The following is a 25,646-nucleotide window of genomic DNA, read 5'->3' on the forward strand; positions in this document are numbered from 1 at the left end:
CTACTCCACGGGCTTCGCGTAGTGCAGATCCACTGTGCCCGAGTAGCCGGGCAGAGTCACCGGGCCGTTCTCCTCGACTTTCCAGCCGAGCCCGTAGACGTTGACGTAGACCATGTAGTTCTGGATCGCCGGGGAGGCCGCGAGCGCCTTCTGCAGCCTGTCCGGGTCACCCACCGCAGTGATCCTGTACGGCGGTGAGTAGACACGGCCCTGCAGGATCAGGGTGTTGCCCACGCAGCGCACGGCACTGGTGGAGATCAGTCGCTGGTCCATGACCTTGATGCCCTTGGCCCCGCCCTGCCACAGCGCGTTCACCACGGCCTGGAGGTCCTGCTGGTGGATGACCAGGTAGTCGGGCTGCGGCTCGGGGTAGCCGGGGAGCTTGGCGGTGGCGTCCGGCGGCGCGTCGTTGAGGGTGACCGAGAGCGAGTCGCCCCTGAGCTCGTGCGTGCCCGCCCGTTTCTCCAGGGCGGAGAGCTTGTCGTCCTCCGCCTTGGTGCTGCCGTCGTCGCGCTCGGCGAGCGCCTCTATGTCCTTGCGCAGGGTGCCGTTGGTCTCGTCCAGCTCGCCGTTCTCACGGCTGCGCTCGTGGATGAGGTCGGACAACTTCAGCAGCGAGGAGTCGGTGCGGATGTTGGTGCCCTTGGCGGTGTCGAAGCTGGTGAAGAAGATGAGACCCGCGAGAGCGAAGACGGCCGCCGTGAGGACTCGCACCGGCCGGAAACGGCGCGCGCGCCCAGGGGTGGATCCCGTCCCGGGGAAGTCGGCAGAATTGCTCAACGTACCCTTATCTCCTTCGGCGCGGCGGAAGCACTACGCTAACGGACGCCCGGGGGAGCCATCGGAGTCCCCTTACGCTGCCCCAGACCGACCCAGTTACCTGCGCGGCCACGCAGCGCATCGACAGGAGAGACCCTCGTGCCGAAGTCACGTATCCGCAAGAAGGCCGACTACACGCCGCCGGCCGCCAAGCAGACGACCGCCATCAAGCTGAGCAATCGCGGCTGGGTCGCGCCCGTCATGCTGGCCATGTTCCTCATCGGCCTGGCCTGGATCGTCGTCTTCTACGTCACCGACGGCTCGCTGCCCATCGACTCTCTGGGCAACTGGAACATCGTGGTCGGCTTCGGCTTCATCGCCGCCGGATTCGGCGTCTCGACCCAGTGGAAGTAGCGGTCACCGGAAGGTGAACGCAGCTCTGCCCAGGGCTGTTCGCTGAGTTATCCACAGCGGTTTTCCACATGGGGAAAAGAAAGACGATCTGTGGATAACTCGCGGAACGTTGACGCCGGTATGACGGAACTACTGGCACTCGAAAACCTGTTCGCCCCCTGTCTGACCTGCGAAAACGCGGGTCAGCGACAGGGGGCACATGTGTTCCCGCACAGCGTGCACAAGATCCGGCACCCGCTGTGGACAACGCCTGCTCAGACGAGCTGCGCGGTCCTCAGAACGGTCACCAGAACGACCACTCCCAGGACCAGGGCGCAGGTGCCGTACTGGACCAGTGCGCGCCGCTCCCGCGGGGCGTGGACCATGGCGTATCCCAGGACGACACCGGCGACGAGGCCGCCGATGTGGGCCTGCCACGAGATGTTGAAGCCCGGGCTGAAGGTGAAGATCAGGTTGATCACCAGCAGTGCGATGATCGGCCGCATGTCGTAGTCGAGCCGGCGCATCAGCACGGCGGTGGCACCGAAGAGGCCGAAGATCGCTCCGGAGGCGCCCAGCGTGGCCGTGTTCGGAGAGGCCAGCAGATAGGCCAGGGCACTGCCCGCGAGTCCGGAGATGAAGTAGAGCGCGAGGTAGCGGACGCGGCCGAGTGCGGCTTCGAGCGGGCCCCCGAGCCACCACAGGCTCAGCATGTTGAACGCGATGTGCCAGATCTCCTGGTGCGTGAACATCGACGTCACCATGCGGTACCACTCGCCTCCCGCCACGCCCTGGGTGGGCGTGAAGGGCGCGGGCGGCCAGGCGCCCAGGAGGACGAGATCCCCCAGCAGTGCCTCGTGGACCTGGACGGCGATGAACACGACCAGGTTGATCCCGAGGAGGATCTTGGTCAGCAGCCGGGGGTCGGCGGCGATGGAACCGCCCGCGATCGTCCGGGGCACTGCGGCTGTGGGCGAGTGCCCCGTGCCCGAGCCGGTGCGGACGCACTCGGGGCACTGGAAGCCGACGGAGGCGTTGACCATGCACTCGGGGCAGATCGGGCGCTCGCAGCGGGTGCAGCGGATCCCGGTCTCGCGGTCCGGGTGGCGGTAGCACATGGGGACGCTGTGGGCGTCCTGCGGGCTGCCCGCAGCCTGGTCGTCCATGGTCTCCCCTAGGTCGTGTGAGAAAAGCCCGCCCCGCCCATCCTTACGGATGAGCGGGGCGATTGGTTCCCTGCGGGAGCCTTCGCGCTCAGCGGGTCTCGACGACGACCGACTCGATGACCACGTCGTTGAGCGGTCGGTCGGTGCGGGGGTTCGTCTGGATCGTGGCGATGGTGTCCACGATCTTCTGGCTGGCCGCGTCGGTGATCTCACCGAAGATGGTGTGCTTGCGGTTCAGCCACGCGGTCGGGGAGACGGTGATGAAGAACTGCGAGCCGTTGGTGCCCGGGCCGGCGTTGGCCATCGCCAGCAGGTAGGGCTTGTCGAAGCGCAGGTCCGGGTGGAACTCGTCTTCGAACTGGTAGCCGGGGCCACCGGTGCCGTTGCCCAGCGGGTCGCCGCCCTGGATCATGAAGCCACTGATCACCCGGTGGAAGACCGTGCCGTCGTAGAGCTTGTCGGTGGACTTCTGACCCGTCTCCGGGTGGGTCCACTCCCGCTCGCCCTGGGCGAGCTCGACGAAGTTCTTGACCGTCTTGGGCGCGTGGTTCGGCAGAAGCCGGACTTCGATGTCGCCGTGATTGGTCTTCAGGGTGGCATAGAGCTGCTCAGCCACGATCTGCCTTCCGTTGTCTTTCCGTGACCCCTTGATCCTCGCACGGACCGGCCCCGGCGTCGCCCGAGCTCGGCGCGGCGGGGGGAAACCCTCGACCGGCTTCGCAGAAAACCGGTCGAGTAGTCCCGGGTCGGGGGCGCGCGGCGGGGATCCGTGGCATTGTCGACGACAAGCTCCCGTTGCCCCCTATTTCGCCCGCTATTGCACGTGATCGGCGCTGGATGCCGGTTCGCGTGACCCGGATGCCCGTCCGCGCATGCCTGGTCGTGCACCGGGAGGCATGATCCGTAAAAGGGTGGAAAGTCGAAATACCGTACGCCACCGAGGAGGAGGAACCCGTGACCCGCATCGACAGCGTGCGCGCCGCGACTGGTTCGGCGAAGGACAGCGTGCTGCACGCCGCGGAAGTGGTGGCGCCCTACGCCGACACGGCCAAGGACAGGGCCGCGCACTACGCACACGAGGCACGCGTACGGCTAGCGCCCAAGGTGACGCAGGCCGCAGGGCAGGCGCGCGTCCAGTACGGCACGCTTGTGCAGCCGTATCTGGAGCAGGCCCGCACGCATGTGCCACCGAAGGTCGACCAGGCCGCCCAGGAAGCCGCCGAACGCACCCGCAAGGCTGCCCGTCAGGCGGCGGAGTACTCCAGGCCGAGGATCGAGCAGGCGGTGGCCGCGGCCGTGCCTGTCACGACCGAGGCCGCAGCCCGGAGTGTGGCCGCCATGGCCGCACTGCGCGGTCAGGTCTCGTCGAAGGAGATCCAGAAGCTGGTCCGCAAGCACGAGAGGCGGGCCAGGGCCGGCAAAGCCATGAAGACGCTGGTGATCCTGGGTGCCGTGGCGGGCGGTGCCTTCGCCGCGTGGAAGTGGTGGGACAAGCAGGCCAACCCGGACTGGCTGGTGGAGCCGCCGGCCGCTACGGAGGTCCCCGAGTCGGGGCACCTGTCCTCCGTGGACGGTACGGGCCAGTCGGTGCTGGATCCTGAGGTCGAGGCGAAGCAGGCCGAGGACGAGGCCGCGCAGCGCGACGACCGTTCCTGAGGGCGCCGGATTCAACAGCACGGCGGGGCGGGAGACTTGAGGGTCTCCCGCCCCGCCGTGCTGTTTCACGTGAAACACGCGTCACCGGGATCCGCCCGGAAACGCACCATGCCCCCCGAGGCTGCGTTTCCGCAGCTCGGGGGGCATTTCCGGAGTGGAGCCTAGGGGAGTCGAACCCCTGACATCTGCCATGCAAAGACAGCGCTCTACCAACTGAGCTAAGGCCCCGGAAGGTGACATCCCACCGGAGGAAGCGCGTCCCTCCGGGCGTCGGAGACCAGAGTACCGGGTCACCCCCGTGGTTCCGCAAAAAGATTGGGGGTCCCCGTCGCCGACCACTCTCCGTAAGATGCTCGGCGTGGTTCGCTACCGCGAACCGCCGTACATGGGGAAGCGATGGGGAGACGCAATGGACGCCGCACAGCAGGAAGCGACCGCAAGAGCGCGGGAACTGCAGCGGAACTGGTACGGGGAGCCGTTGGGGGCGCTCTTCCGTAGGCTCATCGACGATCTTGGTCTCAACCAGGCTCGTCTCGCGGGGGTTCTGGGACTGTCCGCTCCGATGCTGTCGCAGCTGATGAGCGGTCAGCGGGCGAAGATCGGCAACCCGGCCGTGGTGCAGCGGGTGCAGCAGCTCCAGGACCTGGCGGGGCAGGTCGCGGACGGCAGCGTGAGCGCGGCCGAGGCCACCGAGCGCATGGAGGAGATCAAGAAGTCACAAGGGGGCTCGGTGCTCAGCAACACCACACAGACCACCAGCAGTTCGGGGGCGCCCACGGTCAAGCGCGTCGTGCGCGAGATCCAGTCGCTGCTGCGGTCGGTCGCGGCCGCGGGTGACATCATCGACGCCGCCGACACCCTCGCCCCGACCCATCCGGAGCTGGCAGAGTTCCTCCGGGTCTACGGGGCCGGCCGCACCTCGGACGCGGTCACGCACTACCAGTCCCACCAGAGCTGATCCCCGGCCCGGCCGCCGAAGGGGGTTCGGCAGCGGGCTGCGGGTGAGGTGACGGGGGACGCGTCACGGTACGGGCGGGCACGAGGGGGCGTGCGCCGCACGGGGGACCGGTCGACGCGAGGGGGACGTATCGCTCATCGGGGGAGTCGGGGGGCGTCAGGGGGAGCCGTTTCGCCCGGCGGGGAGTCGTAGCGCTCGCCGAGGGGGAAGCAAGGGGGAAAGCCGCAGGGGGAGGAGCGACGGACAGCCATGGGTGAGGTCTTCGCCGGCCGGTACGAACTGGTCGACCCGATCGGACGCGGAGGGGTCGGTGCCGTCTGGCGTGCCTGGGACCACCGCCGCCGTCGCTACGTGGCCGCCAAGGTCCTGCTCCAGAGCGACGCGCACTCCCTGCTGCGCTTCGTCCGCGAACAAGCCCTGCGGATCGACCACCCCCATGTGCTCGCCCCCACCAGCTGGGCCGCCGACGACGACAAAGTCCTGTTCACCATGGATCTGGTGGCAGGTGGATCCCTGGTCCATCTCGTCGGGGACTACGGCCCCCTGCCACCGGCTTTCGTCTGCACCCTGCTCGACCAGTTGCTGGCGGGCCTGGCCGCGGTGCACGCGGAGGGCGTGGTGCACCGTGACGTCAAACCCGCCAACGTGCTCCTGGAGGCCACCGGCACGGGCCGGCCGCGGCTGCGGCTGTCCGACTTCGGCATCGCGATGCGGCTGGGCGAGCCCCGCCTGACCGAGACCAATCTCGTCGTCGGGACGCCCGGCTATCTGGCTCCCGAGCAGATGATGGGCGCCGAACCTGACTTCCCCGCCGACCTGTTCGCCGTAGGGCTGGTCGCGCTGTATCTGCTGGAGGGCGCCAAGCCGGACAGCAAGGCGCTCATCCAGTACTTCGCCGAGCACGGGACGCCCGGTGCGCCCCAGGGCATTTCGGAGCCGCTGTGGCAGGTGGTGGCCATGTTGCTCCAGCCGGACCCGGAAGCCCGGTTCCGTACGGCGACGGGGGCGCGCAAGGCACTCGCCGCCGCCGCGGAACTCCTCCCCGAGCCCGGACCGGACGACGAGCTGATCGAGATCTTCGACCAACTCGGCCCGCTCCCCCGGGGGTTCGCTCCCGAGGGGCCGCTGGAGAGGGCGAAAGGGCTGGGCCGGCAAGCGGAGCCGTCCGGCCCCGGGACGGGCGACGAACCATTCCGGCGGGGAGCCGACGAAGCGGAACTGCCGGTGCCCCGCGGGCAGCGCGGAGACGTCTCGAGCCATGCCTGGTCACAGGCGAGCGCCCCGTCGCTGCCGTCCGACCCGCGACGGACCACCGATCCCTCGGCCGCCGCCCAGTCGTCTTCCATGTCGGACACCGGCAGCTTCCCGCTGCCGCCTCCGCAGGCCACCGTCACCACGTCCCCGGCGCCCGGGGCGTCACACCCCGCACCCCCGCAGGGCCCGCACCCGCAGGCTCCGGTCTCCCCTTACGACCCCACGCACCCGTTGTCCACCGCCCAGCCGCTCCCCCCGGTGTACTCCGGCCCGTCCCTCCCTCCTGCGGAGCAGTACCGCACGGACACCTCCACCGCCTCGTACACGGCCTGGACTCCCCCGGCCCCGCTCGTCGCCCAGGCGCCGTCGCGGCACCGGGCGCTCAAGCCTTCCCGCCCCGGCCCCCCGGCCACGGTGGCGGTGCCACTGCTGCTCCTGGCGCTGGCCTGCTACGCCGTGGGCTTCTGGGCCCTGACCCAGATCTGAGCGGGCCGGCGGCCGCCCGGCTCCGCGGTCGCGGCGAGCCCGGCGATCAGGGCGGCGACACGGCGGACACGGCGAGTGCGCCCGGCCCTCTTACGCGGCGTTCCTCCGCCGAGCCACCAGGGTCCACACCCCGAGCCCCACCAGCAGCGCGCTGCCGGTGCCGATCCCGCCCACGGCGAGCGCCCTCATCGCGGTGTCATCGTCCCCGGTCACACCCTGCGCAGCCGCCTCCCGGTCCTCGTCCGAGACCTCGAAGACGCCCTTCGGCTCGGCCTCCCCCACGTACTCGGGCCCGCTCCGCGCCTCCCCGCTCACCCGGACCCGCAGCGTCATCACGAACGGCCCGTCGCCGAAGGTGTCGGCGACGGCCTCGGAGAGGTGGGCGACGAGGTAGTGGGAGCCGGCGAAGCGCAGCGCGCTCACCTGCGGGGTGGCGGCGTAGCGGTTGGCGTGGTCGACCGGTGGGAGCGGGCGCAGGCTCCCGGACTTCTGACCGCCGTCGTAACCGACACCCACGTCGGCGACGTGACCGCGTGCCGGGTTGTAGAGGGCCAGGCTCAGCGCGTCGGAGGTGTAGCCGGTGGCGCCGGAGCCGGAGCTGCCGAGATCGGCCGTGACGGAGACCTGCTGTCCCCAGTCGACGGGCACCTTGTAGAAGAGTGTCTGGCCGGGCCGGATGTCGTCCCGCCAGACTCCCTGGTCGAGGGGGGTGGCACCGGTGAACCCGGCGCCACCCTTCCGGCGCCGGGACTGTCCCTGGACCGGCTGGGGCGTGGCGGAGTTCCACACCTCGGGCGCGCTGGTCGCCCCGGTCTTCGCCGTCCGCGGTTCCGTCATGGCGACGAGTTCCAGGTCCCAGGCGTCCGGCGAGGAGCCCTCGCCCTCGGGGTCGACGCGCTCGACCGACACGTAGTAGGCACCCGCCTTGCGGCACAGCGGCTTGTCGGGCGAGATCTCGCGCATGCCCCACGCGGCGATGGGGTGAGGGCTGCGGGCGGCCCCGAAGCCGGTGTTGTCGACGGAGCAGGTGTTCCCCTCGGCGTCCTGCACGGTCACTTTGACCCCGTCGATGACGGAGACGGTGCTGCCGGGGGAGGGGACGGCGGTGACGGAGACGTACGCGTTCGACGCGGCGTCGAGTTCGAGGCCGTAGCTGACCTTGCCGCTGCCGGGCAGGGAGCTCTTGTAGGTCCGGCCGGGCTCCAGGAGGGCGGCCTCCCCGGTGCTCCTCGCGCCCTCGACGCTCTGCGCGCCGACAGCGAAGGCGTACGGGCCCGGGGCGCCGGAGGCCTCTCCGGCGGCGTCGGCCTGGCCGGGCGTCACGGCCGCCGTCGTCCCCAGCATCACCGCCACAGCCCCCAGGCGTACGGCCCCCGCCGGACGGCCTCGCCACGCCACCGCGCGCCGTCCCCGCGCCGTACGACACCGTCCCCTCACGCGCCACCCCTCACGTCGCCGACCACAGAGCCCGTGAAACCGTGCCCCATCCTGCCGCGTCGGCCGGGTCCACGACCGGCCCTCGGCACACAAAACCCCGACCGCGAGGCGGCCGGGGTGTGCTCGGTCTGGGTTGTCGTGACTCACGAACCCGTGGGCACGGAGTCAGTCGCCTCCGTCCACAGATCCTGCTCGGCGCGATCCGCCTGGATCTGGCGGTACACGAGGAGCCCGCCGATGGCGGCCAGTGCGACCAGGAGAAGCTTCTTCACCGCGCTACCTCGTCTTTCCTTGACGTAGGGGACCTCTGGCGCCCGACTATACACACCGACCGAGACCGATCGGTGACCTGAGTCGGCCGTCAACTCCCGTCCCGGAAGCCGGGATAGAAGCGGAGATCACCCTTCCGATCGGAGGGTGATCACACCTGGACGGACGGTTACTTTGACCGCCTTTCGCCACTCTCCTCACCTTTTCACCCTCTTTGCCGCCATACGGGTGGTGTTCATCAGAACATCGCCGCGCCACGGGTCGGGGTCCACCACTTCTCGACCCGCATACACATCATGAGGAAAGTACGCAAATCGCCCAACCCGAAAGTGAGGGGCCATGGCCCGGAACAAGGTCATGACGCTGTGGACCACCATCGTCACCGCCTTCCTGGCGCTCTGCACGGCGCTCGGACTCGTCACCACGACCGCCGCCGCGGCGGTACCGCAGAGCGAGCAGAAGAGCAACAGCGGCGGCGCGAGCATCCCGCAGCAGCGGACAGCGGCACCGGCGGCCTTCCCCTGGACCTCCCCCAAGGCCCTGCCCCCCACGATGAAGCAGCGCATCCGCGCCGAGGCCCATGGCAAGACCCCCCGCTGCCGGCACCGCTCGCCCGCGGACACGGCGACCTCCCCCGGCACCGACTGCACCGATGAGGACCCCGACGCCGAGGCGGACCATCTCACGCCCCTGCAGCGCTGAACCCGGCACCACATCCTGGCGATCCCGCGTACAGAGCCCGGCAGCTCGACAGAGCCGCCGGGCTCACGCATGTCCCGGCCCTCCGGCCACCGACCGCATCAGGGCACACCGGAGAGACGGAAAACCCCCGGCCGTCACCGGTCGGGGGTCATCGCGCCGGTGCGCTTCTCACTGCTTGCGCCGGCCGAGAACACAGAACTCGTTGCCTTCCGGGTCGGCCATGACGACCCACGACTGATCGCCCTGGCCGATGTCGACCCGCTTGGCGCAATGCGCCTCGAGGCGAGCCACTTCGGCGGCCTGGTCGTCGGGCCTGAAGTCGAGGTGCAGCCGGCTCTTGGACTGCTTGGCTTCCGCGATGCGGACGAAATCCAGCCCTGGCATGCGATCCGGCTCGGGGCGGATCTCGAACTCATCGTCGGACGAGTACACCACCACCCAGCCCAGCGCGTCGGCCCACCACTGCCCCAGGGCCACCGGATCCACCGCGTGAACGATTACCTGTTCCCATTCCAAGGTCATTGACCGAGTCTGGGCACGGGGACGGCCAGGCGGTTCGAGTCGCCGGGTGGGAGAACCGGACGGTGGCTGATGGCGGCCCTGGACAGCGAAGAACCCCAGCCGATCTCGACCGGGGTTCTTGTCGCTGTGGGGCTAACAGGATTTGAACCTGTGGCCTCATCCTTATCAGGTCGATCATGTGGGGTCATGGACGTCGGCCAACTCGCTCTGAGCCTCGATGGATCGTCCGTCGGTGTTCGGCGCTGACCGCTGCCGTTCGCCCCTGTTGATGTCGGCCGGTGATGTCAGCGATGAGGGGCGCTCTTGACAAACCCAGTACAGGGCCTGTCTCGAAGTCGGGTGTGAGCTTGTGCCAAGATCGCGGGATGCTGCGACTCACCGATTTCATTATCGACTGCCCGGACACGATGAACCTGGCGGCTTTCTACTCCGAGGTCACGGGCCGTCCGATCAAGGAAGGCAGCTCCGAGAACTGGGCTGGCATCCAGTTCGGTGAAATCGAGCTGGCATTCATCCGGGTGGACGACTACCGCGCTCCGCAGTGGCCCGACAGCGAGCACCCCAAGCAGTTCCACCTCGACTTCGAAGTGGACGAGATCGAGTCCGAGCAGCGCCGCGTCCTCGACCTCGGCGCGACGCTGAGGCAGGACTTCATCGGCCCCAACGGCTACGGCTGGCAGGTCTACACCGACCCGATCGGCCACCCCTTCTGCCTGTGCCGTAACAAGGGCGTCATCTGGACCGACCAGGGCCCGATCTGGCCCAAGCGAGACTAATCAGCCGCCCACGTCCCCACCACTCTCCCCAGCTCCCATCCCGTCCGCCGTCGACCCACACACCGTGGAGCGGGCGTGGTTCATGGCGTCCAGGTGGAGCGCGCCACTGTACGAACGACCTGGACGCCATGGGCCGCGTCTGCTCGGCTCTGCCTGGGTCGGCGGTGGACGGGATGGGAGCTCCCCGCGCACGCCACTACGGGCCCGCGGTCGGGAACGGCGCCCCCTCCATCCCGGTGCCGGCCGATCCCCCGCCGGAGGCACCGTCTTGGCCGATGGCCGCTCTGTACGGTGATCGACTCATGGCCACCGGCCCTATCCACATGTGGGCGCGCGTCGGCGGCGGCAGCGCCGAGCGGGCCGAAGGCAGGAGCGCGGGCGCAGCCAGAGCCGGGAAGCGCGCCCGGCGGAGCGGAGCGCAGCCGGGGCTTGATGAGGTAGAGAAACCTGTAACAGCTTCGCTCAGGCCTGGTCAGGCTGAAGGTGCGTCGGTGGTCAGGAGTCGGCTCGTGAATCCGGCTCGGCAAAGGCGCTCGTACGCTTCGAGCACGTCGGCAGGTAGTGGCTGGCCGATCATGAATCCCTGCTCCGGGTAGATCATCAACCTCTGAAGCGCGCCGACCAGCATGTCGATCACCAGACGGGCGTCACCAATGGAGTCGACGTACTCGTCCAGCGTCATAGGGCTGGAGGCGCTGACAACCTCGACTCCGGGCCAGAGCTTCCGCGCGGTGGCGTACGCCCGCCGCTCCTCGTACGGCTTGCTGATCAGGAGCACCGAGGACACCTCCACCCCGGCCTCCTCCAACAACTCTCGCGAGAAGCGGATGTTCTCGCCCGTGTTGCGGGCACGAGGCTCGACCAGAACGTCACTGCTGGGGACCCCGAGTTCCACTGCCCGCTCCCGGTAGCGGACGGCCTCGCCGCGGGGCATGCGTTCCCGTGTCGTGGGGCTCGTGGCACCGGTGAAGAGGAGCAGAGGGGCCATGCCGCGCTTGTACAGGTCCACTGCCGTGTCAGCAACGCCCAGGTCGTGGCTGCCGAGCCCGATGGCCACCGAGCACGGCCGGGGTGAGTGACCCATCTGGTGGTAGTCCCACACGCGTCGGGCGTCTGCCCAATCCTGTGTCGAGATCACTGCTGCCCCTCCCTGTCCTTCGCCGAGTCGGGCATCGAAGTCGTACTCCCATGCGAAGCGCGACGCCGCGTGCACCCCGATGGCGAATTCCACGACGGTGCCCTCGGCCGTGTACGTCGTTCGGTGCAGCTCGACGACCGGTTCGCCCGGCGGTAGCTGCAACTGCTTGACCTCGTCCGGTGTCGCAGCACGGGCAAACAGTCGCTCCTTCATGTGATCGATCCCGTAACCCGCGTCGTACAGCACACGAAATCCGCCGCCCCGGCCGGCGGGACCCGGAGTGGGGTCCACCAGGCGTGTTCCCTCAACGTGCTCGGGACGGTAGTAGTTGGTCAGCGTGTGCGTCGGCTGGTCGCCTTCCTTGACCAGTCGCGCGCGGGCGTAGACCTCGGCACCTTCCGGTAGCCCATGTGCGGCCGCTACCCTGGAAGATCCACTCATCGGCTGATGTCAGCCATGGATGTCAAAGACCCCCAGCCGCTACCGACTGGGGGTCTTCTCGCTGGTGGGGCTAACAGGATTTGAACCTGTGGCCTCATCCTTATCAGGGATGCGCTCTAACCAACTGAGCTATAGCCCCGCCGCGCTCTGCGGTGTGCGTCCCGCGCGCTGACTCCTGAAGATTAGCGCACGACATGCGCAGTCCCAAAATCGGTTGTCGGGACAACGTCAAAGGACGTCACTCGTCCTCGGCGAGCGTCAGCTCGACACCGCCCACGAAGCCCGCGGACAGGTTGTAGATGAACGCGCCGAGCGTCGCGAGGGCCGTCGCCAGGACGACATCGATGACCGCGATGATCGACGTGAACATCAGAACGTTCGGCAGCGACAGGAAGGCCTGCAGATCGAAGCCGTTGGACTCGTTCGAGCCCGTGGCCTCGGAGATCGTGCCGCCGACCGTCGAGAAGACGCCCATCGCGTCCATGACCATCCACAGCACGGCGGACGCGACGATCGTGCAGATGCCCAGGGCGATGGAGAGCAGGAAGCTGACCTTCATCACCGACCACGGGTCGGCCTTCGCCACCCGCAGCCGCGCCTTGCGGACACGCGGAGTGGTACGTGCCCCCGTACGGGGACGCCGTGCGGTACCGGCACCCTCGGCCGCCTGCTGCGCCGGGTAGGCCTGCGGCGGGTGGTACGGCCCGGCGGCCTGCCGCGCCTGCCGGTCCCCGGGCAGGGGGGAGGCCGTGCCCGGCTCCTGGGCGGTCGGCTGCGGCTGTGCGCCGGAGGCGGACGGGCCCGCGCCGGCCTTGTGCTGCTGGGCCTGCGGACCTCGGGTGTCCGTCACAGTTCCCCCCTGTGATTCCTGCGCGTCAGGCGAGGGCGCGTCCTTGGTCGGGGACTTGATCGCCTTCAGGTTGGTCGTATGCGGGTCCGCCGCACGTGCGGCGGAGCCACGACCGCCGTCGTCCGCTTCCGTACCCCTTGAGGTACCGGCCGGTCCGGCGCCCGTGGCTCCGCTCACGCTGACTCACTCCTCGTGCCTACTCGGACGAGGGCGCCTCACCCTCGTCCGTGCCGGTCACGGCACCCTCGGCGGTCTCGTCGACGACCACGTCGCCGTCGACCTCTTCCGCCTCGCGTCCCGCCTCGGCGTTGCGAGCGATGCCCACGACGGCATCGCGCTTGCCCAAATTGATCAGTTGAACGCCCATGGTGTCACGGCCGGTTTCCCTGATCTCGTTGACTCGCGTACGAATCACACCGCCCGACAGCGTGATGGCGAGGATCTCGTCGGTCTCCTCGACCACCAGCGCGCCGACGAGGGATCCACGGTCCTCGACGATCTTGGCAGCCTTGATGCCGAGGCCGCCGCGACCTTGGACGCGGTACTCGTCGACGTTGGTCCGCTTCGCGTACCCGCCGTCTGTGGCAGTGAACACGAACGTACCGGGTCGAACAACATTCATCGAGAGCAGCTCGTCGCCCTCGCGGAAGCTCATGCCCTTGACACCCGAGGTGGCACGGCCCATGGGCCGCAGGGTGTCGTCCGAGGCCGTGAACCTGATCGACTGCGCCTTCTTGCTGATCAGAAGCAGATCGTCGTCCGCCGAGACCAGCTCGGCTCCGATCAGTTCGTCGTCCGAACCGTCCTGACCCTCGCGAAGGTTGATGGCGATCACACCGCCGGAACGAGGTGAATCGTAATCCTTCAGAGGCGTCTTCTTCACAAGTCCGGCCTTGGTGGCCAGAACGAGATAGGGAACCGCCTCGTAGTCACGGATCGCCAGGATCTCGGCGATCGCCTCGTCCGGCTGGAAGGCGAGCAGGTTCGCCACGTGCTGGCCGCGCGCGTCCCGGCCGGCGTCGGGCAGCTCGTACCCCTTGACGCGGTAGACGCGGCCCTTGTTGGTGAAGAACAGCAGCCAGTGGTGCGTGGTGGACACGAAGAAGTGGTCGACGATGTCGTCTTCCTTGAGCTTCGCGCCGCGCACGCCCTTGCCGCCGCGCTTCTGGGCGCGGTAGTCGTCGGTCTTGGTGCGCTTGATGTAGCCGCCCCGGGTGACCGTGACGACGATGTCCTCCTCGGCGATCAGGTCCTCGATGGACATGTCGCCCTCGTAGGGGATCAGCGTCGTTTTGCGGTCGTCGCCGAACTTCTCGACGATCGCGGCCAGTTCGGCGCTGACGATGCCCCGCTGGCGGACCGGGGAGGCGAGGATCTCGTTGTACTCGTTGATCTTCGCCTGGAGTTCGTCGTGCTCCTGGACGATCTTCTGGCGCTCCAGGGCGGCCAGTCGGCGCAGCTGCATCTCGAGGATGGCGTTGGCCTGGATCTCGTCGATCTCCAGCAGGCTCATCAGGCCGCCGCGGGCGATGTCGACGGTGTCGCTGCGCCGGATCAGCGCGATGACCTCGTCGATGGCGTCCAGGGCCTTCAGCAGACCGCGCAGGATGTGGGCCCGCTCCTCGGCCTTGCGCAACCGGAAGCGCGTACGCCGGACGATGACCTCGATCTGGTGCGTCACCCAGTGGCGGATGAACGCGTCCAGCGAGAGCGTGCGCGGCACGCCGTCCACCAGCGCCAGCATGTTGGCGCCGAAGTTCGACTGCAGGTCGGTGTGCTTGTAGAGGTTGTTCAGCACGACCTTGGCGACCGCGTCCCGCTTCAGCACGATGACCAGGCGCTGGCCGGTGCGCGAGGAGGTCTCGTCACGCACGTCGGCGATGCCGCCGATCTTGCCGTCCTTGACCAGGTCGGCGATCTTCTGCGCGAGGTTGTCGGGGTTGGTCTGGTACGGCAGCTCCGTGACCACCAGGCACTGGCGGTTCTGGATCTCCTCGACCTCGACGACCGCGCGCATGGTGATCGAGCCGCGGCCCGTGCGGTAGGCCTCCTCGATGCCCCGGCGGCCGACGACGAGCGCGCCGGTCGGGAAGTCCGGGCCCTTGATGCGCTCGATGAGCGCGTCCAGCAGCTCCTCGTGCGAGGCCTCGGGGTTCTCCAGGTACCACTGGGCGCCGGCGGCGACCTCGCGCAGGTTGTGCGGCGGGATGTTGGTCGCCATGCCGACCGCGATACCCGCCGAGCCGTTGATCAGCAGGTTCGGGAAGCGGGCCGGCAGGACGGTCGGCTCCTTGGAGCGGCCGTCGTAGTTGTCCGTGAAGTCGACGGTCTCCTCGTCGATGTCGCGGACCATCTCCATCGACAGCGGCGCCATCTTGCACTCGGTGTACCGCATGGCCGCGGCCGGGTCGTTGCCCGGGGAGCCGAAGTTGCCGTTGGAGTCCACGAGCGGCATGCGCATCGACCACGGCTGCGCGAGGCGGACCAGCGCGTCGTAGATCGAGGAGTCGCCGTGCGGGTGGTAGTTGCCCATGACGTCGCCGACGACGCGGGCGCACTTGTAGAAGCCGCGCTCGGGGCGGTAGCCGCCGTCGTACATGGCGTACAGCACACGGCGGTGGACGGGCTTGAGGCCGTCGCGGACGTCCGGCAGCGCACGCGAGACGATGACGGACATCGCGTAGTCGAGGTACGAGCGCTGCATCTCCGTCTCGAGCCCGACGGGCTCGACGCGCATGGCCAGGGCGTCACCCTCGGGCGTCGTCACGGGAGTGTTCTCGTCGGTCATTGCTGGTGAAGATCCTTCCTGATGCGGTCAGCTGAGACCGACTCAGATGTCGAGGAAGCGGACGTCCTTGGCGTTGCGCTGGATGAACGCGCGGCGGGCCTCGACGTCCTCGCCCATGAGGACCGAGAACAGGTCGTCGGCCTGAGCGGCGTCGTCGAGGGTGACCTGGCCGAGGACACGGTGCTCCTGGTCCATGGTCGTGATGCGCAGCTCCTCGGCGTTCATCTCGCCGAGACCCTTGAAGCGCTGGACCGAGTCCTCGCGGATGCGCTTGCCGGCGTTGCGGCCCATCTCGATCAGGGCGTCGCGCTCGCGGTCGGAGTACGCGTACTCGAAGTCGTCCTTGCCCCACTTGATCTTGTAGAGCGGCGGACGGGAGAGGTACACGTGCCCGGCCTCGACCAGGGGCCGCATGAAGCGGAACAGGAAGGTCAGCAGCAGGGTGTTGATGTGCTGGCCGTCGACGTCGGCGTCCGCCATCAGGATGATCTTGTGATAGCGGAGCTTCTCGATGTCGAAGTCCTCGTGGACTCCGGTGCCGAAGGCCGAGATCAGCGCCTGGATCTCCTGGTTCTGCAGGATCTTGTCGATCCGCGCCTTCTCGACGTTCAGGATCTTGCCGCGGATCGGGAGGATCGCCTGGTACTGCGGGTTGCGGCCGGACTTGGCCGAGCCGCCGGCGGAGTCACCCTCGACGATGAAGATCTCGCACTTGGTGGGATCGTTCGACTGGCAGTCGGACAGCTTGCCCGGCAGGGACGCCGTCTCCAGCAGGCCCTTGCGGCGGGTGAGGTCACGGGCCTTGCGGGCCGCCACGCGCGCGGTGGCCGCCTGGATGCCCTTGCGGATGATGTCCGCGGCCTCGTTCGGGTTCCTGTCCAGCCAGTCCGCGAGGTGCTCGTAGACGACCTTCTGGACGAAGGTCTTGGCCTCGGTGTTGCCCAGCTTGGTCTTCGTCTGGCCTTCGAACTGGGGCTCGCTCAGCTTGACCGAGATGATCGCCGTCAGACCCTCGCGGATGTCGTCACCCGTGAGGTTGTCGTCCTTCTCGCGCAGCAGCCTCTTGTCGCGCGCGTACTTGTTGATCAGCGAGGTCAGCGCGGCGCGGAAGCCCTCTTCGTGCGTACCGCCCTCATGGGTGTGGATGATGTTGGCGAAGGAGTACACGCCCTCGGTGTAGCCGCCGTTCCACTGCATGGCGACTTCGAGGGACAGGTGCTTGTCCCGGTCCTCGGCCTCCAGGTCGATGACGGTGGGGTGCACCGCCTCGCCCTTGCGGGAGTTGAGGTACTTCACGAAGTCGACGATGCCGCCCTCGTAGTGGTACGTGACCGTCTTGACCTCGGCGGTCTCGTCCGCGCCCGCCTCGTCCGCCCCGGAGGTGGCCTTGGCGGACTCACGCTCGTCGGTGAGCTTGAGCGTGAGGCCCTTGTTGAGGAACGCCATCTCCTGGAAGCGCCGCGAGAGCGTCTCGAAGGAGTAGTCGGTGGTCTCGAAGATGTCCGGGTCGGCCCAGAAGGTGACCGAGGTGCCGGTCTCCTCGGTGGCCTCGTGCTGGGCGAGCGGCGCCGTGGGGACGCCCATCTTGTAGTCCTGCGTCCAGCGGTGGCCGTCCGTCCTGACCTCGACGGCGACCCTTGAGGACAGCGCGTTGACGACGGAGACGCCCACGCCGTGCAGACCACCGGAGACCGCGTAGCCGCCGCCGCCGAACTTGCCGCCCGCGTGCAGCACGGTCAGCACGACCTCGAGGGCCGGTTTGCCCTCGGAGGCGACGATGCCCACCGGGATGCCACGGCCGTTGTCGACGACCCGGACGCCACCGTCGGGGAGGATCGTCACGTCGATGGTGTCCGCGTGGCCGGCCAGCGCCTCGTCGACCGAGTTGTCGACGACCTCGTACACGAGGTGGTGCAGCCCTCGCTCACCGGTCGAGCCGATGTACATGCCGGGTCGCTTGCGGACCGCGTCCAGACCCTCGAGGACGGTGATGGCGCTGGCGTCGTACGACGCCGTTACTGAGGCCTCGGCGACTCCGGCCGGGGCCTCGGTGGACGGGATGTTCTCGTTGGGGTTGCCGGAATCGGCCACGAAGCGCCCTTTCTGGCACAGCACGAGCCAGGCTCGTCGGCGGGTTGCCGGAGCGGCTGCGGCATGTTGCGTTGGTAAGCCTTGATCAGCGTTGCTCAGCTTTTCCCGGACGGTCCCCACGATTGGGGCGGGATTGCTTCCAGTCTACCGGTAGCACTGACACTGATGGGGGTTTGCCGGTACCTGAGTCCGCATGTGCCGCCCTCGACGGGTCTTGTCCGACTCCCGATATACGGATGGGGGCTCCAAGAGGCTCACGGAGGCACTCAGCGCTTCCGGCCGTCAACCCTTGGCTACTTAGGAGTCAGGTCGCGATTCGCAACCGTGTGCGGGCACCCGACGGAAGGGCCGCCGACGCTCCGAACGAGCCGGCACAAGCCTTCGATGTGAAGTCAGTCACGTGCTGTCGACGGGTGGGAAACCGGTGCCGCTTCAGCCGTAGGTGTCGCCCGGACCGGTGCTGCCGGGGGCGCGCAGCGGGCCGTAGCGGCGCGCGGGGCCGCCCGGCCCCTGCACCTTGATCAGCTTCACCGTGCCGTGCCCCAGGTCCTCGTTGAGGCGCGCGACCAGCGTGGGCGCGAGCAACCGGAGGTTCGTCGCCCAGGCCGTCGAGTCGCAGCGCACCGTCAGGACGTGCTCGTCCTCGTCGTACCTCTCCGGGACGCAGTGCTTGGCCACGTCCTCGCCGACGATCTGCGGCCAGCGGCCCACCACCCCGCCCACCGCGGCCGGAGCCTCCCAGCCCCGCTCGGTGATCAGCCGGTTGATCGCGGACCCGAGCGCCATGGGGTCGCGCCCGTCGGCGCGTGCACCGGAGCGCAGACCGCCGCGGCGCGCCTGCTTCTTCTGCTGTGCCGCGTCCCCACGCGCGCGTGCGGCTTCCCTGGCGGCCCGCAGCGCCACGCGCGCGAGGTCGACACCGGAGGGCTCGGGGGTCTTCCCGGAGCCCCCGGATGTGTTCTGCGTCATACGCGCTCCACCGTCCCCTCGGACACGGCGAACCGCGTCCCGGACAGCACGTGCGGTACGTCGTCGTCGACGGCGGCCGTCACCAGGACCTGCTCGCCGGGCGCGACCAGCTCGGCGAGGCGCTCCCGGCGACGGGTGTCCAGCTCGGCGAAGACGTCGTCGAGCAGCAGCACCGGCTCGTTGCCCTCTGCCCTGAGCAGGTCGTACGAGGCCAGGCGCAGCGCCAGCGCGTAGGACCAGGACTCGCCGTGGGAGGCGTAGCCCTTGGCGGGGAGCTGGCCGAGCTTGAGCTGGAGGTCGTCCCGGTGCGGGCCGATCAGGGTGACGCCACGCTCGATCTCCTGCTTGCGGGCCTCGGCGAGCGCCGCCATCAGCTGTTCGAAGAGGTCCTCACGGGTGTGTGCCTCGCCCGGCGCGGACGGCTTGTACTCCAGCGCGATCGGGCCGCCGCCGGGGGCGAGCTGCTCGTAGGCCTTGTCGGCCAGCGGCTGGATCGTGGCGATCAGGTCCAGGCGCTGGGCGAGCAACTCGGCGCCGGCGCGCGCGAGATGCTGGTCCCACACGTCCAGGGTGGACATGTCCATGGTGCGGCCGCCGTGCCGACGGGCCAGCGCGGCCGACTTCAGCAGAGTGTTGCGCTGTCTGAGGACCCGGTCGTAGTCGGAACGGACCCCTGCCATGCGCGGGGAGCGGGCGGTGATCAGCTCGTCGAGGAAGCGGCGCCGCTCACCGGGGTCGCCCTTGACCAGTGCGAGATCCTCGGGAGCGAACAGCACCGTCCGGACGATCCCCAGCACATCACGCGGTCTGACCTGCGAGGACCTGTTGATACGAGCCCGGTTGGCACGGCCCGGGTTGAGCTCCAGTTCGACGAGCTGCTGCCGTTCGCCCTGCCGGACCTGGGCCCGGATGATCGCGCGATCGGCGCCCATGCGGACCAGGGGGGCGTCGGAGGAGACCCGGTGGCTGCCGAGGGTGGCGAGATAGCCGACGGCCTCGACGAGGTTGGTCTTGCCCTGCCCGTTCGGCCCGACGAAGGCCGTCACCCCGGGGTCGAGCGGGACCTCGACCCGGGGGTACGAGCGGAAGTCGGCCAGCGACAGATGCGTGACGTGCATGGTCGTTTCGCCGACCTCCCTAGGTGCTCGGTTACTTCTTCTCGACCGCGTGGCCGCCGAACTGGTTCCGCAGCGCCGCGATCATCTTCATCTGGGGCGAGTCCTCCTGCCGGGAGGCGAACCGCGCGAACAGCGACGCGGTGATCGCCGGCAGCGGCACCGCGTTGTCGATGGCGGCTTCCACAGTCCAGCGTCCCTCGCCGGAGTCCTGTGCATAACCCCGGAGCTCGTCCAGGTGCTCGTCCTCGTCGAGCGCGTTGACCGCGAGGTCGAGCAGCCAGGAACGGATGACCGTGCCCTCCTGCCAGGAGCGGAAGACCTCCCGGACATCCGTCACCGAGTCGACCTTCTCCAGCAGCTCCCAGCCCTCGGCGTAAGCCTGCATCATCGCGTACTCGATGCCGTTGTGGACCATCTTCGCGAAGTGACCCGCGCCCACCTTGCCGGCGTGCACCGAACCGAAGTCGCCCTCCGGCTTGAGGGCGTCGAAGACCGGCTGCACCTTGGCGACGTTCTCCTTGTCGCCGCCGTACATCAGCGCGTAGCCGTTCTCCAGGCCCCAGACGCCGCCGGAGACACCGCAGTCGACGAAGCCGATGCCCTTCGCCGCCAGTTCCTCGGCGTGCTTCTCGTCGTCGGTCCAGCGGGAGTTGCCGCCGTCCACGACGACATCGCCCGGCTCCAGCAGCTCGGCGAGCTCGTCGATGGTGGACTGCGTGGGCTCGCCCGCCGGGACCATCACCCAGATCACGCGCGGAGCGCTGAGCTTGCCCACAAGCTCTTCCAGGCTGTGGACATCGGCGAGGTCCGGGTTGCGGTCGTATCCGTGGACGGTGTGACCTGCGCGGCGAATCCGCTCGCGCATGTTGCCGCCCATCTTGCCGAGGCCGACGAGACCGAGCTCCATCAGTTGTGTCCTTAGGTTCTGCGACGTGGCGTGGCGGCACGTGCGTACCGCCAGGCACTTTCGTACCCGCGTCCGAGCCTAAACCCGGACGCTCGCGCACATCTGTGGGCATACGCGCTCACTCGTAGGCCCTCACCTGCGGCTTTGTCCTCAGCCTGGGGACAGAGCAAGTGATCCACGGCGTCCCGCCGACCGTCGGGCGGGCTCATCCGCTGAGGCGCACCGGCATGATCAGGTACTTGTAGGCCTCGTCCGCCTCGGCGTCCAGCGACGGCTTGCCGCTGAGCAGCGCGGGCTTGGTGGACGTCGTGAAGGACAGCTGGGCCACCGGGGAGTCGATGGCGCTCAGGCCGTCCAGCAGGAACGTCGGGTTGAAGGCGATCGAGACGTCGTCGCCCTCCAGGTGGGCGTCAACCCTTTCCACAGCCTGTGCGTCGTCACTGGAACCGGCCTCCAGGATGAGCACGCCCTGCTCGAAGCTGAGCCGCACCGGGGTGTTGCGCTCGGCGACCAGGGCCACGCGCTTGACGGCCTCCACGAAGGGGGCCGTCTCGATCACGGCGACGCTGTTGAACTCCGTCGGGAACAGCGAGCGGTACTTCGGGAGGTCACCCTCCAGCAGGCGGGTCGTCGTACGGCGGCCCGCGCCCTCGAAGCCGATCAGGCCCTCGCCCGATCCCCCGCCGGACAGCGCCAGGATCACCTGGTCGCCGCTGGTCAGGGCCTTGGCGGTGTCCAGCAGCGTCTTGGCGGGGACCAGGGCGACCGCGGAGGCCTCCGGGTTCTCCGGCTTCCACAGGAACTCGCGGACCGCGAAGCGGTAGCGGTCGGTGGACGCCAGCGTGACGGTGTCGCCCTCGATCTCGATGCGGACACCGGTGAGGACGGGCAGCGTGTCGTCACGGCCGGCCGCGATGGCGACCTGGGCGGCGGCGGAGGCGAAGACCTCGCCGGGGACCGTGCCGGTCGCGTTCGGCATCTGCGGCAGGGCCGGGTACTCCTCCACAGGCAGGGTGTGGAGTGTGAACCGGGAGGAGCCGCAGACCACGGTCGCCCGTACACCGTCTGTGGAAATCTCCACCGGCCGGTTGGGGAGCGCGCGGCAGATGTCCGCGAGCAGGCGGCCGGAGACCAGGACCGTGCCCTCCTCGTCGACCTCGGCCTCCACGGACACCCGCGCCGAGACCTCGTAGTCGAAGCTGGACAGGCTCAGCTGGCCTTCCTCGGCCTTCAGCAGCAGGCCGGCGAGGACAGGCGCCGGCGGACGGGCCGGGAGGCTGCGTGCCGCCCAGGCCACTGCCTCCGCGAGTACGTCGCGTTCCACCCGGATCTTCACTGTTGCCGCCTCCTGCTGTTGCCGGCGCTTCTCGCTCTGCCTGGCCCTCGTCGTCTGTCGTGGTGTCGACGGTCCCTGTGAGGGGGAGGACACCGGGGACCAGTCTGACGCACGGCACTGACAGTAGGTGCCTCTCGGGGTCAAGTCGTGACGAGGGGCGGCCGGGCACCGAAGAGCGAGTTGTGCACAGGGCCCGCTTCGAAACGGATTCCCAGCTCTCTCTAGTTGGGAGTAGTAGTAGGGCCTGTGGATACCGTGGATAACCTCGTTTGCCCAGCTCAGAGCGGGAATTTTGTCCACGGACCCTGTGGGTGGAGGCGGTGGACAACCGGGCGTATCTGTGGAGAACAGAAAGTTCTGCACACGCCGTGCACAGGGTGAGGCGAGTTCTCCCCAACGTCGTCCCCAGGTTTACCCACGTTTCCCACAGCCCAATCCGGCACCTTCATGTGACGCCTTTCACTCGACCCGGTGAGGAGGCGCGTCGCGTTGCCGAACAGTGGACAGGCATGTGGAGAAGGGGCCGATCGCTGGGGACAACCGCCCCCAGCCTGTGGGCGGCCGGTGGACAACTCGGTGCACAGCCTGTGGATCATTCCCTCGTCCACAGTCTGTGGAGATCCTTCGTCCACCAATCCACAGGCACCTGAGCTGGTCTGATGGTCTTTCAACAGCGGTGCCTGTGGACACGATCTGGACAACTCCCCAGTCCCCAGGATGTGGACGGCAGAAAGTCCCCGAATCTGTGGAGGGAGGCCGTAACCCGGCGACTAATCGAACACCGGGTTGCGGCTCGGTGCGTGACGCGAGGGTCGCTGGACCGCCCCGAGGGCTCGGAAACCGGTCCGCACGGCCGCGGGAGGGACCCCGGATCCGGGGTCCCTGGCGCCGATGGGCCCGGAAACGAGAAGGGCGCTCCCGGAAGAATCCGGGAGCGCCCCTCAGCGGCGGCCTAACGGCCTCACGGCTTCAGCGGTCTCAGCGGCCTCATGGGTCTTGCACCGTCAGCGACCTTGCGCCCTCGCGTCAGCCGTTCTTGATGCGGTTGGTGAGCTCCGTGACCTGGTTGTAGATGGAGCGGCGCTCGGCCATCAGATTGCGGATCTTGCGATCCGCGTGCATGACGGTGGTGTGGTCGCGCCCACCGAACAGCGCGCCGATCTTCGGCAGCGACAGATCCGTCAGCTCACGGCACAGGTACATGGCGATCTGGCGGGCGGTGACGAGGGCCCGGCCGCGCGAGGTGCCGCACAGGTCCTCGACCGTCAGACCGAAGTAGTCCGCCGTCGCGCCCATGATGGCCGTCGACGTGATCTCGGGCGCCGAATCGTCGCCACCGGGGATGAGGTCCTTCAGGACGATCTCCGTCAGCCCCAGATCCACCGGCTGCCGGTTGAGCGAGGCGAACGCCGTGACCCGGATCAGCGCGCCCTCCAGCTCACGGATGTTCCGCGAGATCCGGGACGCGATGAACTCCAGCACCTCCGGCGGAGCGTTCAGCTGCTCCTGCACCGCCTTCTTGCGGAGGATCGCGATACGCGTCTCCAGCTCGGGCGGCTGGACGTCCGTGATCAGACCCCACTCGAAACGGTTCCGCAGCCGGTCCTCCAGTGTGACCAGTTGCTTCGGCGGCCGGTCGGAGGACAGCACGATCTGCTTGTTGGCGTTGTGGAGCGTGTTAAAGGTGTGGAAGAACTCCTCCTGCGTCGACTCCTTGTCCGCGAGGAACTGGATGTCGTCGACGAGCAGGATGTCCATCTCGCGGTACCGCTTGCGGAAGCTGTCGCCCTTGCCGTCGCGGATGGAGTTGATGAACTCGTTGGTGAACTCCTCGGAGCTCACGTACCGCACCCGGGTGCCCGGGTAGAGGCTGCGGGCGTAGTGCCCGATCGCGTGCAGCAGGTGCGTCTTGCCGAGCCCGGACTCCCCGTAGATGAACAAGGGGTTGTACGCCTTGGCCGGCGCCTCGGCCACGGCGACCGCGGCCGCGTGCGCGAAGCGGTTGGAGGCGCCGATGACGAACGTGTCGAAGAGGTACTTCGGGTTCAGCCGGGCGGTGGGCTCACCCGGGCCGGCCGCCGGCGCGGGCTGCGCTGCCAGGGGGCCGGGCGCACCGGTCGTGGGCAGGTTCGGGCCGACCGGGCCGCCCCGGTGGACGTGCCCCGAGCCGGCCGGCGGATCGGGCAACTCCCGGCGAACCGGGTCACGCTGCTCGTAGTCGCCGCGTGACGACTCGTATTCGGAGCGCTGCTGCTCGTAGGAGGGGCGCTCCGCGGGCTGGGGGCGGTAGTCCTGGGAGGGTGGACCGTAGGAGTCCTTCGATCCGTAGGTGTCCTTCGCCGGTCCCGATCCGTAGGAGTCCTGGGGGTTGTACGCGTCCTGGGAGCCGTACGGGTCCTGCCCCGGTGACGCGTACGGGTCACGCTCGGGGAACCCGAGGCGCTGCTGCTGCCAGCCGTACTCGTCCTGCTGCGACGGACGCGGCCAGGCGCCGGGCTCGGGGCGCTGGTACTCGGAGGGGTAGGCGGGACGCGCCGAGGGAAGCTGATCTGCGCGCGTAGGCGGAAGCTGGTCACCGGCCTGACCGGGCAGCTGGTCGGCCCGGTGGCGGCCGTACCCCTCATAGCCGTCGCGGTCCCGGCGGTCATGACCGTCGCGGTCCTTGCGCTCGTAGCCGTTCTGGTTGGGGCGCTCGTATCCGTCCCGGTCCCGGTGGTCGTATCCGTCCCGGTCCGTGCGGTCGTATCCGTCGCGGTCAGGGCGGGTGGCCGGAGGCTCGGGCTCCTCGTAGCGCGACTGGTGGCGGGTCTGGGGGGCCTGGGGGGCCGGGGGGTCGCCCGCGGAGTCGTCGACGGTGATCGCGATCCGGATCGGGCGGCCGCACTCACGGCTCAGCGTCTCGCTGACGATCGGCGCCAGCCGGCCTTCGAGCACGCCCTTCGCGAACTCGTTCGGTACGGCGAGCAGGGCGGTGTCCGCGACCAGCGCCAGCGGCTGGCAGCGGCGGATCCAGTGCTCGTCCTTCCCTTCGACCCCTTGGCTGCGGCCCTCCCCGAGGAGCTGCTCCAATACGCGTGGCCACACTGCGGCAAGATCGGCAGGTACGTCAGCCACAGGGCACGCTCTCTCACAGGTCCCACGAACGTGTGGTTCTGGGACGGCTCGGGATGTAAATCGGGTGGCGCAGGGATAAGGGAACGAATCGGAGTTCCGTCACGGTAGTCAGGGCGGCCGGTACGGTTCAAGTTGTTGTCCCCAGCCTGTGGACAAGTGTCTCCCGGCGACTCCCGGTTTGACCGGATGGCGTAGCCGCGCGTACCGTAACCAGGTCGAGTTGTCGATGGCTGCTGCCGCCTGCCTCCGATGGGCACAGATCATTTGGGTGATCGGTCAGCGGTGCACTCGGGCGTAACTGCGAGCTACTCGTGGGCGCACGGTGACAGCCAAGACGGCACCCCGCAACCACCGATTTCTTCTGGAGCCCTCGAGTGAGCAAGCGCACCTTCCAGCCGAACAACCGTCGTCGCGCGAAGACCCACGGCTTCCGCCTGCGGATGCGCACCCGTGCCGGTCGCGCGATTCTCGCGAACCGCCGCAGCAAGGGTCGCGCCAGCCTGTCCGCCTGATCC

The 25,646-nt window shown here is 68.7% G+C and carries 21 protein-coding genes, 3 tRNA genes and 3 pseudogenes; 7 read left to right on the forward strand and 20 right to left on the reverse strand.

From position 1 onward, the window contains the following. The gene (locus ABTX62_RS01110; protein ID WP_352114218.1) at nt 1–780 is read right to left on the reverse strand and encodes a DUF881 domain-containing protein; all 780 of its coding nucleotides are present in this window, start codon (nt 778–780) and stop codon (nt 1–3) included. Nucleotides 781–918: 138 nt separating this feature from the next. Between ABTX62_RS01110 and crgA the strand changes: the two genes are divergently transcribed. Next, on the forward strand, nt 919–1,173 hold the full coding sequence (crgA, locus tag ABTX62_RS01115; protein ID WP_352114219.1) for a cell division protein CrgA: 255 nt from the start codon (nt 919–921) through the stop codon (nt 1,171–1,173). Nucleotides 1,174–1,427: 254 nt separating this feature from the next. Here the strand turns inward: crgA and ABTX62_RS01120 are convergent, their stop codons facing one another. Then, nucleotides 1,428–2,318 carry a rhomboid family intramembrane serine protease gene (locus tag ABTX62_RS01120; protein WP_352114220.1) on the reverse strand — a complete coding sequence of 297 codons (891 nt, stop codon included), beginning with the start codon at nt 2,316–2,318 and terminating at the stop codon, nt 1,428–1,430. Nucleotides 2,319–2,406: 88 nt separating this feature from the next. Then, a complete protein-coding gene (locus tag ABTX62_RS01125) occupies nt 2,407–2,934 on the reverse strand; it encodes a peptidylprolyl isomerase (protein ID WP_352114221.1) in 528 nt (175 codons plus the stop codon). Nucleotides 2,935–3,272: 338 nt separating this feature from the next. Between ABTX62_RS01125 and ABTX62_RS01130 the strand changes: the two genes are divergently transcribed. Then, a complete protein-coding gene (locus tag ABTX62_RS01130) occupies nt 3,273–3,974 on the forward strand; it encodes a DUF5324 family protein (protein ID WP_352114222.1) in 702 nt (233 codons plus the stop codon). A 155-nt stretch (nt 3,975–4,129) separates the two neighbouring features. On the opposite strand, the gene ABTX62_RS01135 is transcribed toward ABTX62_RS01130, so the two are convergent. Beyond that, nucleotides 4,130–4,202: transfer RNA gene (locus tag ABTX62_RS01135), tRNA-Ala, on the reverse strand. A gap of 181 nt (nt 4,203–4,383) precedes the next feature. Here ABTX62_RS01135 and ABTX62_RS01140 point away from each other — a divergent pair. Both ABTX62_RS01140 and ABTX62_RS01145 read left to right on the forward strand, forming a co-directional pair. Next, the gene (locus tag ABTX62_RS01140; protein WP_283972196.1) at nt 4,384–4,932 is read left to right on the forward strand and encodes a helix-turn-helix domain-containing protein; all 549 of its coding nucleotides are present in this window, start codon (nt 4,384–4,386) and stop codon (nt 4,930–4,932) included. Nucleotides 4,933–5,181: 249 nt separating this feature from the next. Further along, nucleotides 5,182–6,672: a serine/threonine-protein kinase gene (locus ABTX62_RS01145; protein ID WP_352114223.1), complete on the forward strand. Its 1,491-nt coding sequence runs from the start codon at nt 5,182–5,184 to the stop codon at nt 6,670–6,672. Between the two features lie 90 nt (nt 6,673–6,762). Here the strand turns inward: ABTX62_RS01145 and ABTX62_RS01150 are convergent, their stop codons facing one another. Beyond that, a complete protein-coding gene (locus tag ABTX62_RS01150) occupies nt 6,763–8,070 on the reverse strand; it encodes a hypothetical protein (protein WP_352114224.1) in 1,308 nt (435 codons plus the stop codon). Nucleotides 8,071–8,252: 182 nt separating this feature from the next. Beyond that, nucleotides 8,253–8,381: a DLW-39 family protein gene (locus ABTX62_RS01155; RefSeq protein ID WP_003999697.1), complete on the reverse strand. Its 129-nt coding sequence runs from the start codon at nt 8,379–8,381 to the stop codon at nt 8,253–8,255. A gap of 337 nt (nt 8,382–8,718) precedes the next feature. Between ABTX62_RS01155 and ABTX62_RS01160 the strand changes: the two genes are divergently transcribed. Further along, nucleotides 8,719–9,081 (forward strand): DUF6344 domain-containing protein, encoded by a 363-nt coding sequence (locus ABTX62_RS01160; protein WP_352114225.1) that lies wholly within the window; start codon nt 8,719–8,721, stop codon nt 9,079–9,081. A gap of 168 nt (nt 9,082–9,249) precedes the next feature. On the opposite strand, the gene ABTX62_RS01165 is transcribed toward ABTX62_RS01160, so the two are convergent. Together ABTX62_RS01165 and ABTX62_RS01170 are read right to left on the reverse strand one after the other, a co-directional pair. Beyond that, on the reverse strand, nt 9,250–9,603 hold the full coding sequence (locus ABTX62_RS01165) for a VOC family protein (protein ID WP_352114226.1): 354 nt from the start codon (nt 9,601–9,603) through the stop codon (nt 9,250–9,252). 127 nt (nt 9,604–9,730) lie between these two features. Beyond that, a tRNA-OTHER gene (locus ABTX62_RS01170) sits at nt 9,731–9,866 on the reverse strand. Nucleotides 9,867–9,968: 102 nt separating this feature from the next. Between ABTX62_RS01170 and ABTX62_RS01175 the strand changes: the two genes are divergently transcribed. Then, nucleotides 9,969–10,379, forward strand: a complete 411-nt coding sequence (locus ABTX62_RS01175) for a VOC family protein (protein WP_352114227.1) — start codon at nt 9,969–9,971, stop codon at nt 10,377–10,379. Nucleotides 10,380–10,851: 472 nt separating this feature from the next. Here the strand turns inward: ABTX62_RS01175 and ABTX62_RS01180 are convergent, their stop codons facing one another. The 12 genes and pseudogenes from ABTX62_RS01180 to dnaA (ABTX62_RS37840) form a co-directional block, all read right to left on the reverse strand. Next, complete coding sequence (locus ABTX62_RS01180; RefSeq protein ID WP_352114410.1) at nt 10,852–11,517, reverse strand: YdcF family protein; 666 nt, start codon at nt 11,515–11,517, stop codon at nt 10,852–10,854. 114 nt (nt 11,518–11,631) lie between these two features. Then, nucleotides 11,632–11,958, reverse strand: a pseudogene (locus ABTX62_RS01185) (UTRA domain-containing protein); the annotation flags it as partial. Nucleotides 11,959–12,020: 62 nt separating this feature from the next. Continuing rightward, nucleotides 12,021–12,097, reverse strand: a tRNA-Ile gene (locus tag ABTX62_RS01190). Between the two features lie 99 nt (nt 12,098–12,196). Continuing rightward, nucleotides 12,197–12,985: a DUF3566 domain-containing protein gene (locus ABTX62_RS01195; protein ID WP_352114228.1), complete on the reverse strand. Its 789-nt coding sequence runs from the start codon at nt 12,983–12,985 to the stop codon at nt 12,197–12,199. Between the two features lie 19 nt (nt 12,986–13,004). Then, the gene (gyrA, locus tag ABTX62_RS01200) at nt 13,005–15,596 is read right to left on the reverse strand and encodes a DNA gyrase subunit A (protein WP_352114229.1); all 2,592 of its coding nucleotides are present in this window, start codon (nt 15,594–15,596) and stop codon (nt 13,005–13,007) included. Nucleotides 15,597–15,638: 42 nt separating this feature from the next. Next, the gene (gyrB, locus tag ABTX62_RS01205; RefSeq protein WP_352114230.1) at nt 15,639–17,711 is read right to left on the reverse strand and encodes a DNA topoisomerase (ATP-hydrolyzing) subunit B; all 2,073 of its coding nucleotides are present in this window, start codon (nt 17,709–17,711) and stop codon (nt 15,639–15,641) included. A gap of 408 nt (nt 17,712–18,119) precedes the next feature. Further along, nucleotides 18,120–18,656, reverse strand: a complete 537-nt coding sequence (locus ABTX62_RS01210; RefSeq protein ID WP_352114231.1) for a DciA family protein — start codon at nt 18,654–18,656, stop codon at nt 18,120–18,122. Next, entirely contained in the window at nt 18,653–19,774 is a 1,122-nt protein-coding gene (recF, locus tag ABTX62_RS01215; protein WP_352114232.1) for a DNA replication/repair protein RecF, read from the reverse strand. Before recF ends, ABTX62_RS01210 begins: the two co-directional genes overlap by 4 nt. Nucleotides 19,775–19,805: 31 nt before the next feature. Then, nucleotides 19,806–20,681 carry a phosphogluconate dehydrogenase (NAD(+)-dependent, decarboxylating) gene (gnd, locus tag ABTX62_RS01220; RefSeq protein ID WP_283972205.1) on the reverse strand — a complete coding sequence of 292 codons (876 nt, stop codon included), beginning with the start codon at nt 20,679–20,681 and terminating at the stop codon, nt 19,806–19,808. Between the two features lie 205 nt (nt 20,682–20,886). Next, entirely contained in the window at nt 20,887–22,017 is a 1,131-nt protein-coding gene (gene dnaN, locus ABTX62_RS01225; RefSeq protein ID WP_352114233.1) for a DNA polymerase III subunit beta, read from the reverse strand. A 1,026-nt stretch (nt 22,018–23,043) separates the two neighbouring features. Next, nucleotides 23,044–24,645, reverse strand: a pseudogene (gene dnaA / locus ABTX62_RS01230) (chromosomal replication initiator protein DnaA); the annotation flags it as partial. A 138-nt stretch (nt 24,646–24,783) separates the two neighbouring features. Then, nucleotides 24,784–25,131 (reverse strand): annotated as a pseudogene (gene dnaA / locus ABTX62_RS37840) (chromosomal replication initiator protein DnaA); the annotation flags it as partial. A gap of 374 nt (nt 25,132–25,505) precedes the next feature. Between dnaA (ABTX62_RS37840) and rpmH the strand changes: the two are divergent. After that, nucleotides 25,506–25,643, forward strand: a complete 138-nt coding sequence (gene rpmH / locus ABTX62_RS01235) for a 50S ribosomal protein L34 (RefSeq protein WP_005482975.1) — start codon at nt 25,506–25,508, stop codon at nt 25,641–25,643. The last annotated feature ends 3 nt before the right edge of the window (nt 25,644–25,646 follow it).

Source organism: Streptomyces sp. NPDC096046 (assembly GCF_040303285.1).
Lineage (GTDB): Bacteria > Actinomycetota > Actinomycetes > Streptomycetales > Streptomycetaceae > Streptomyces.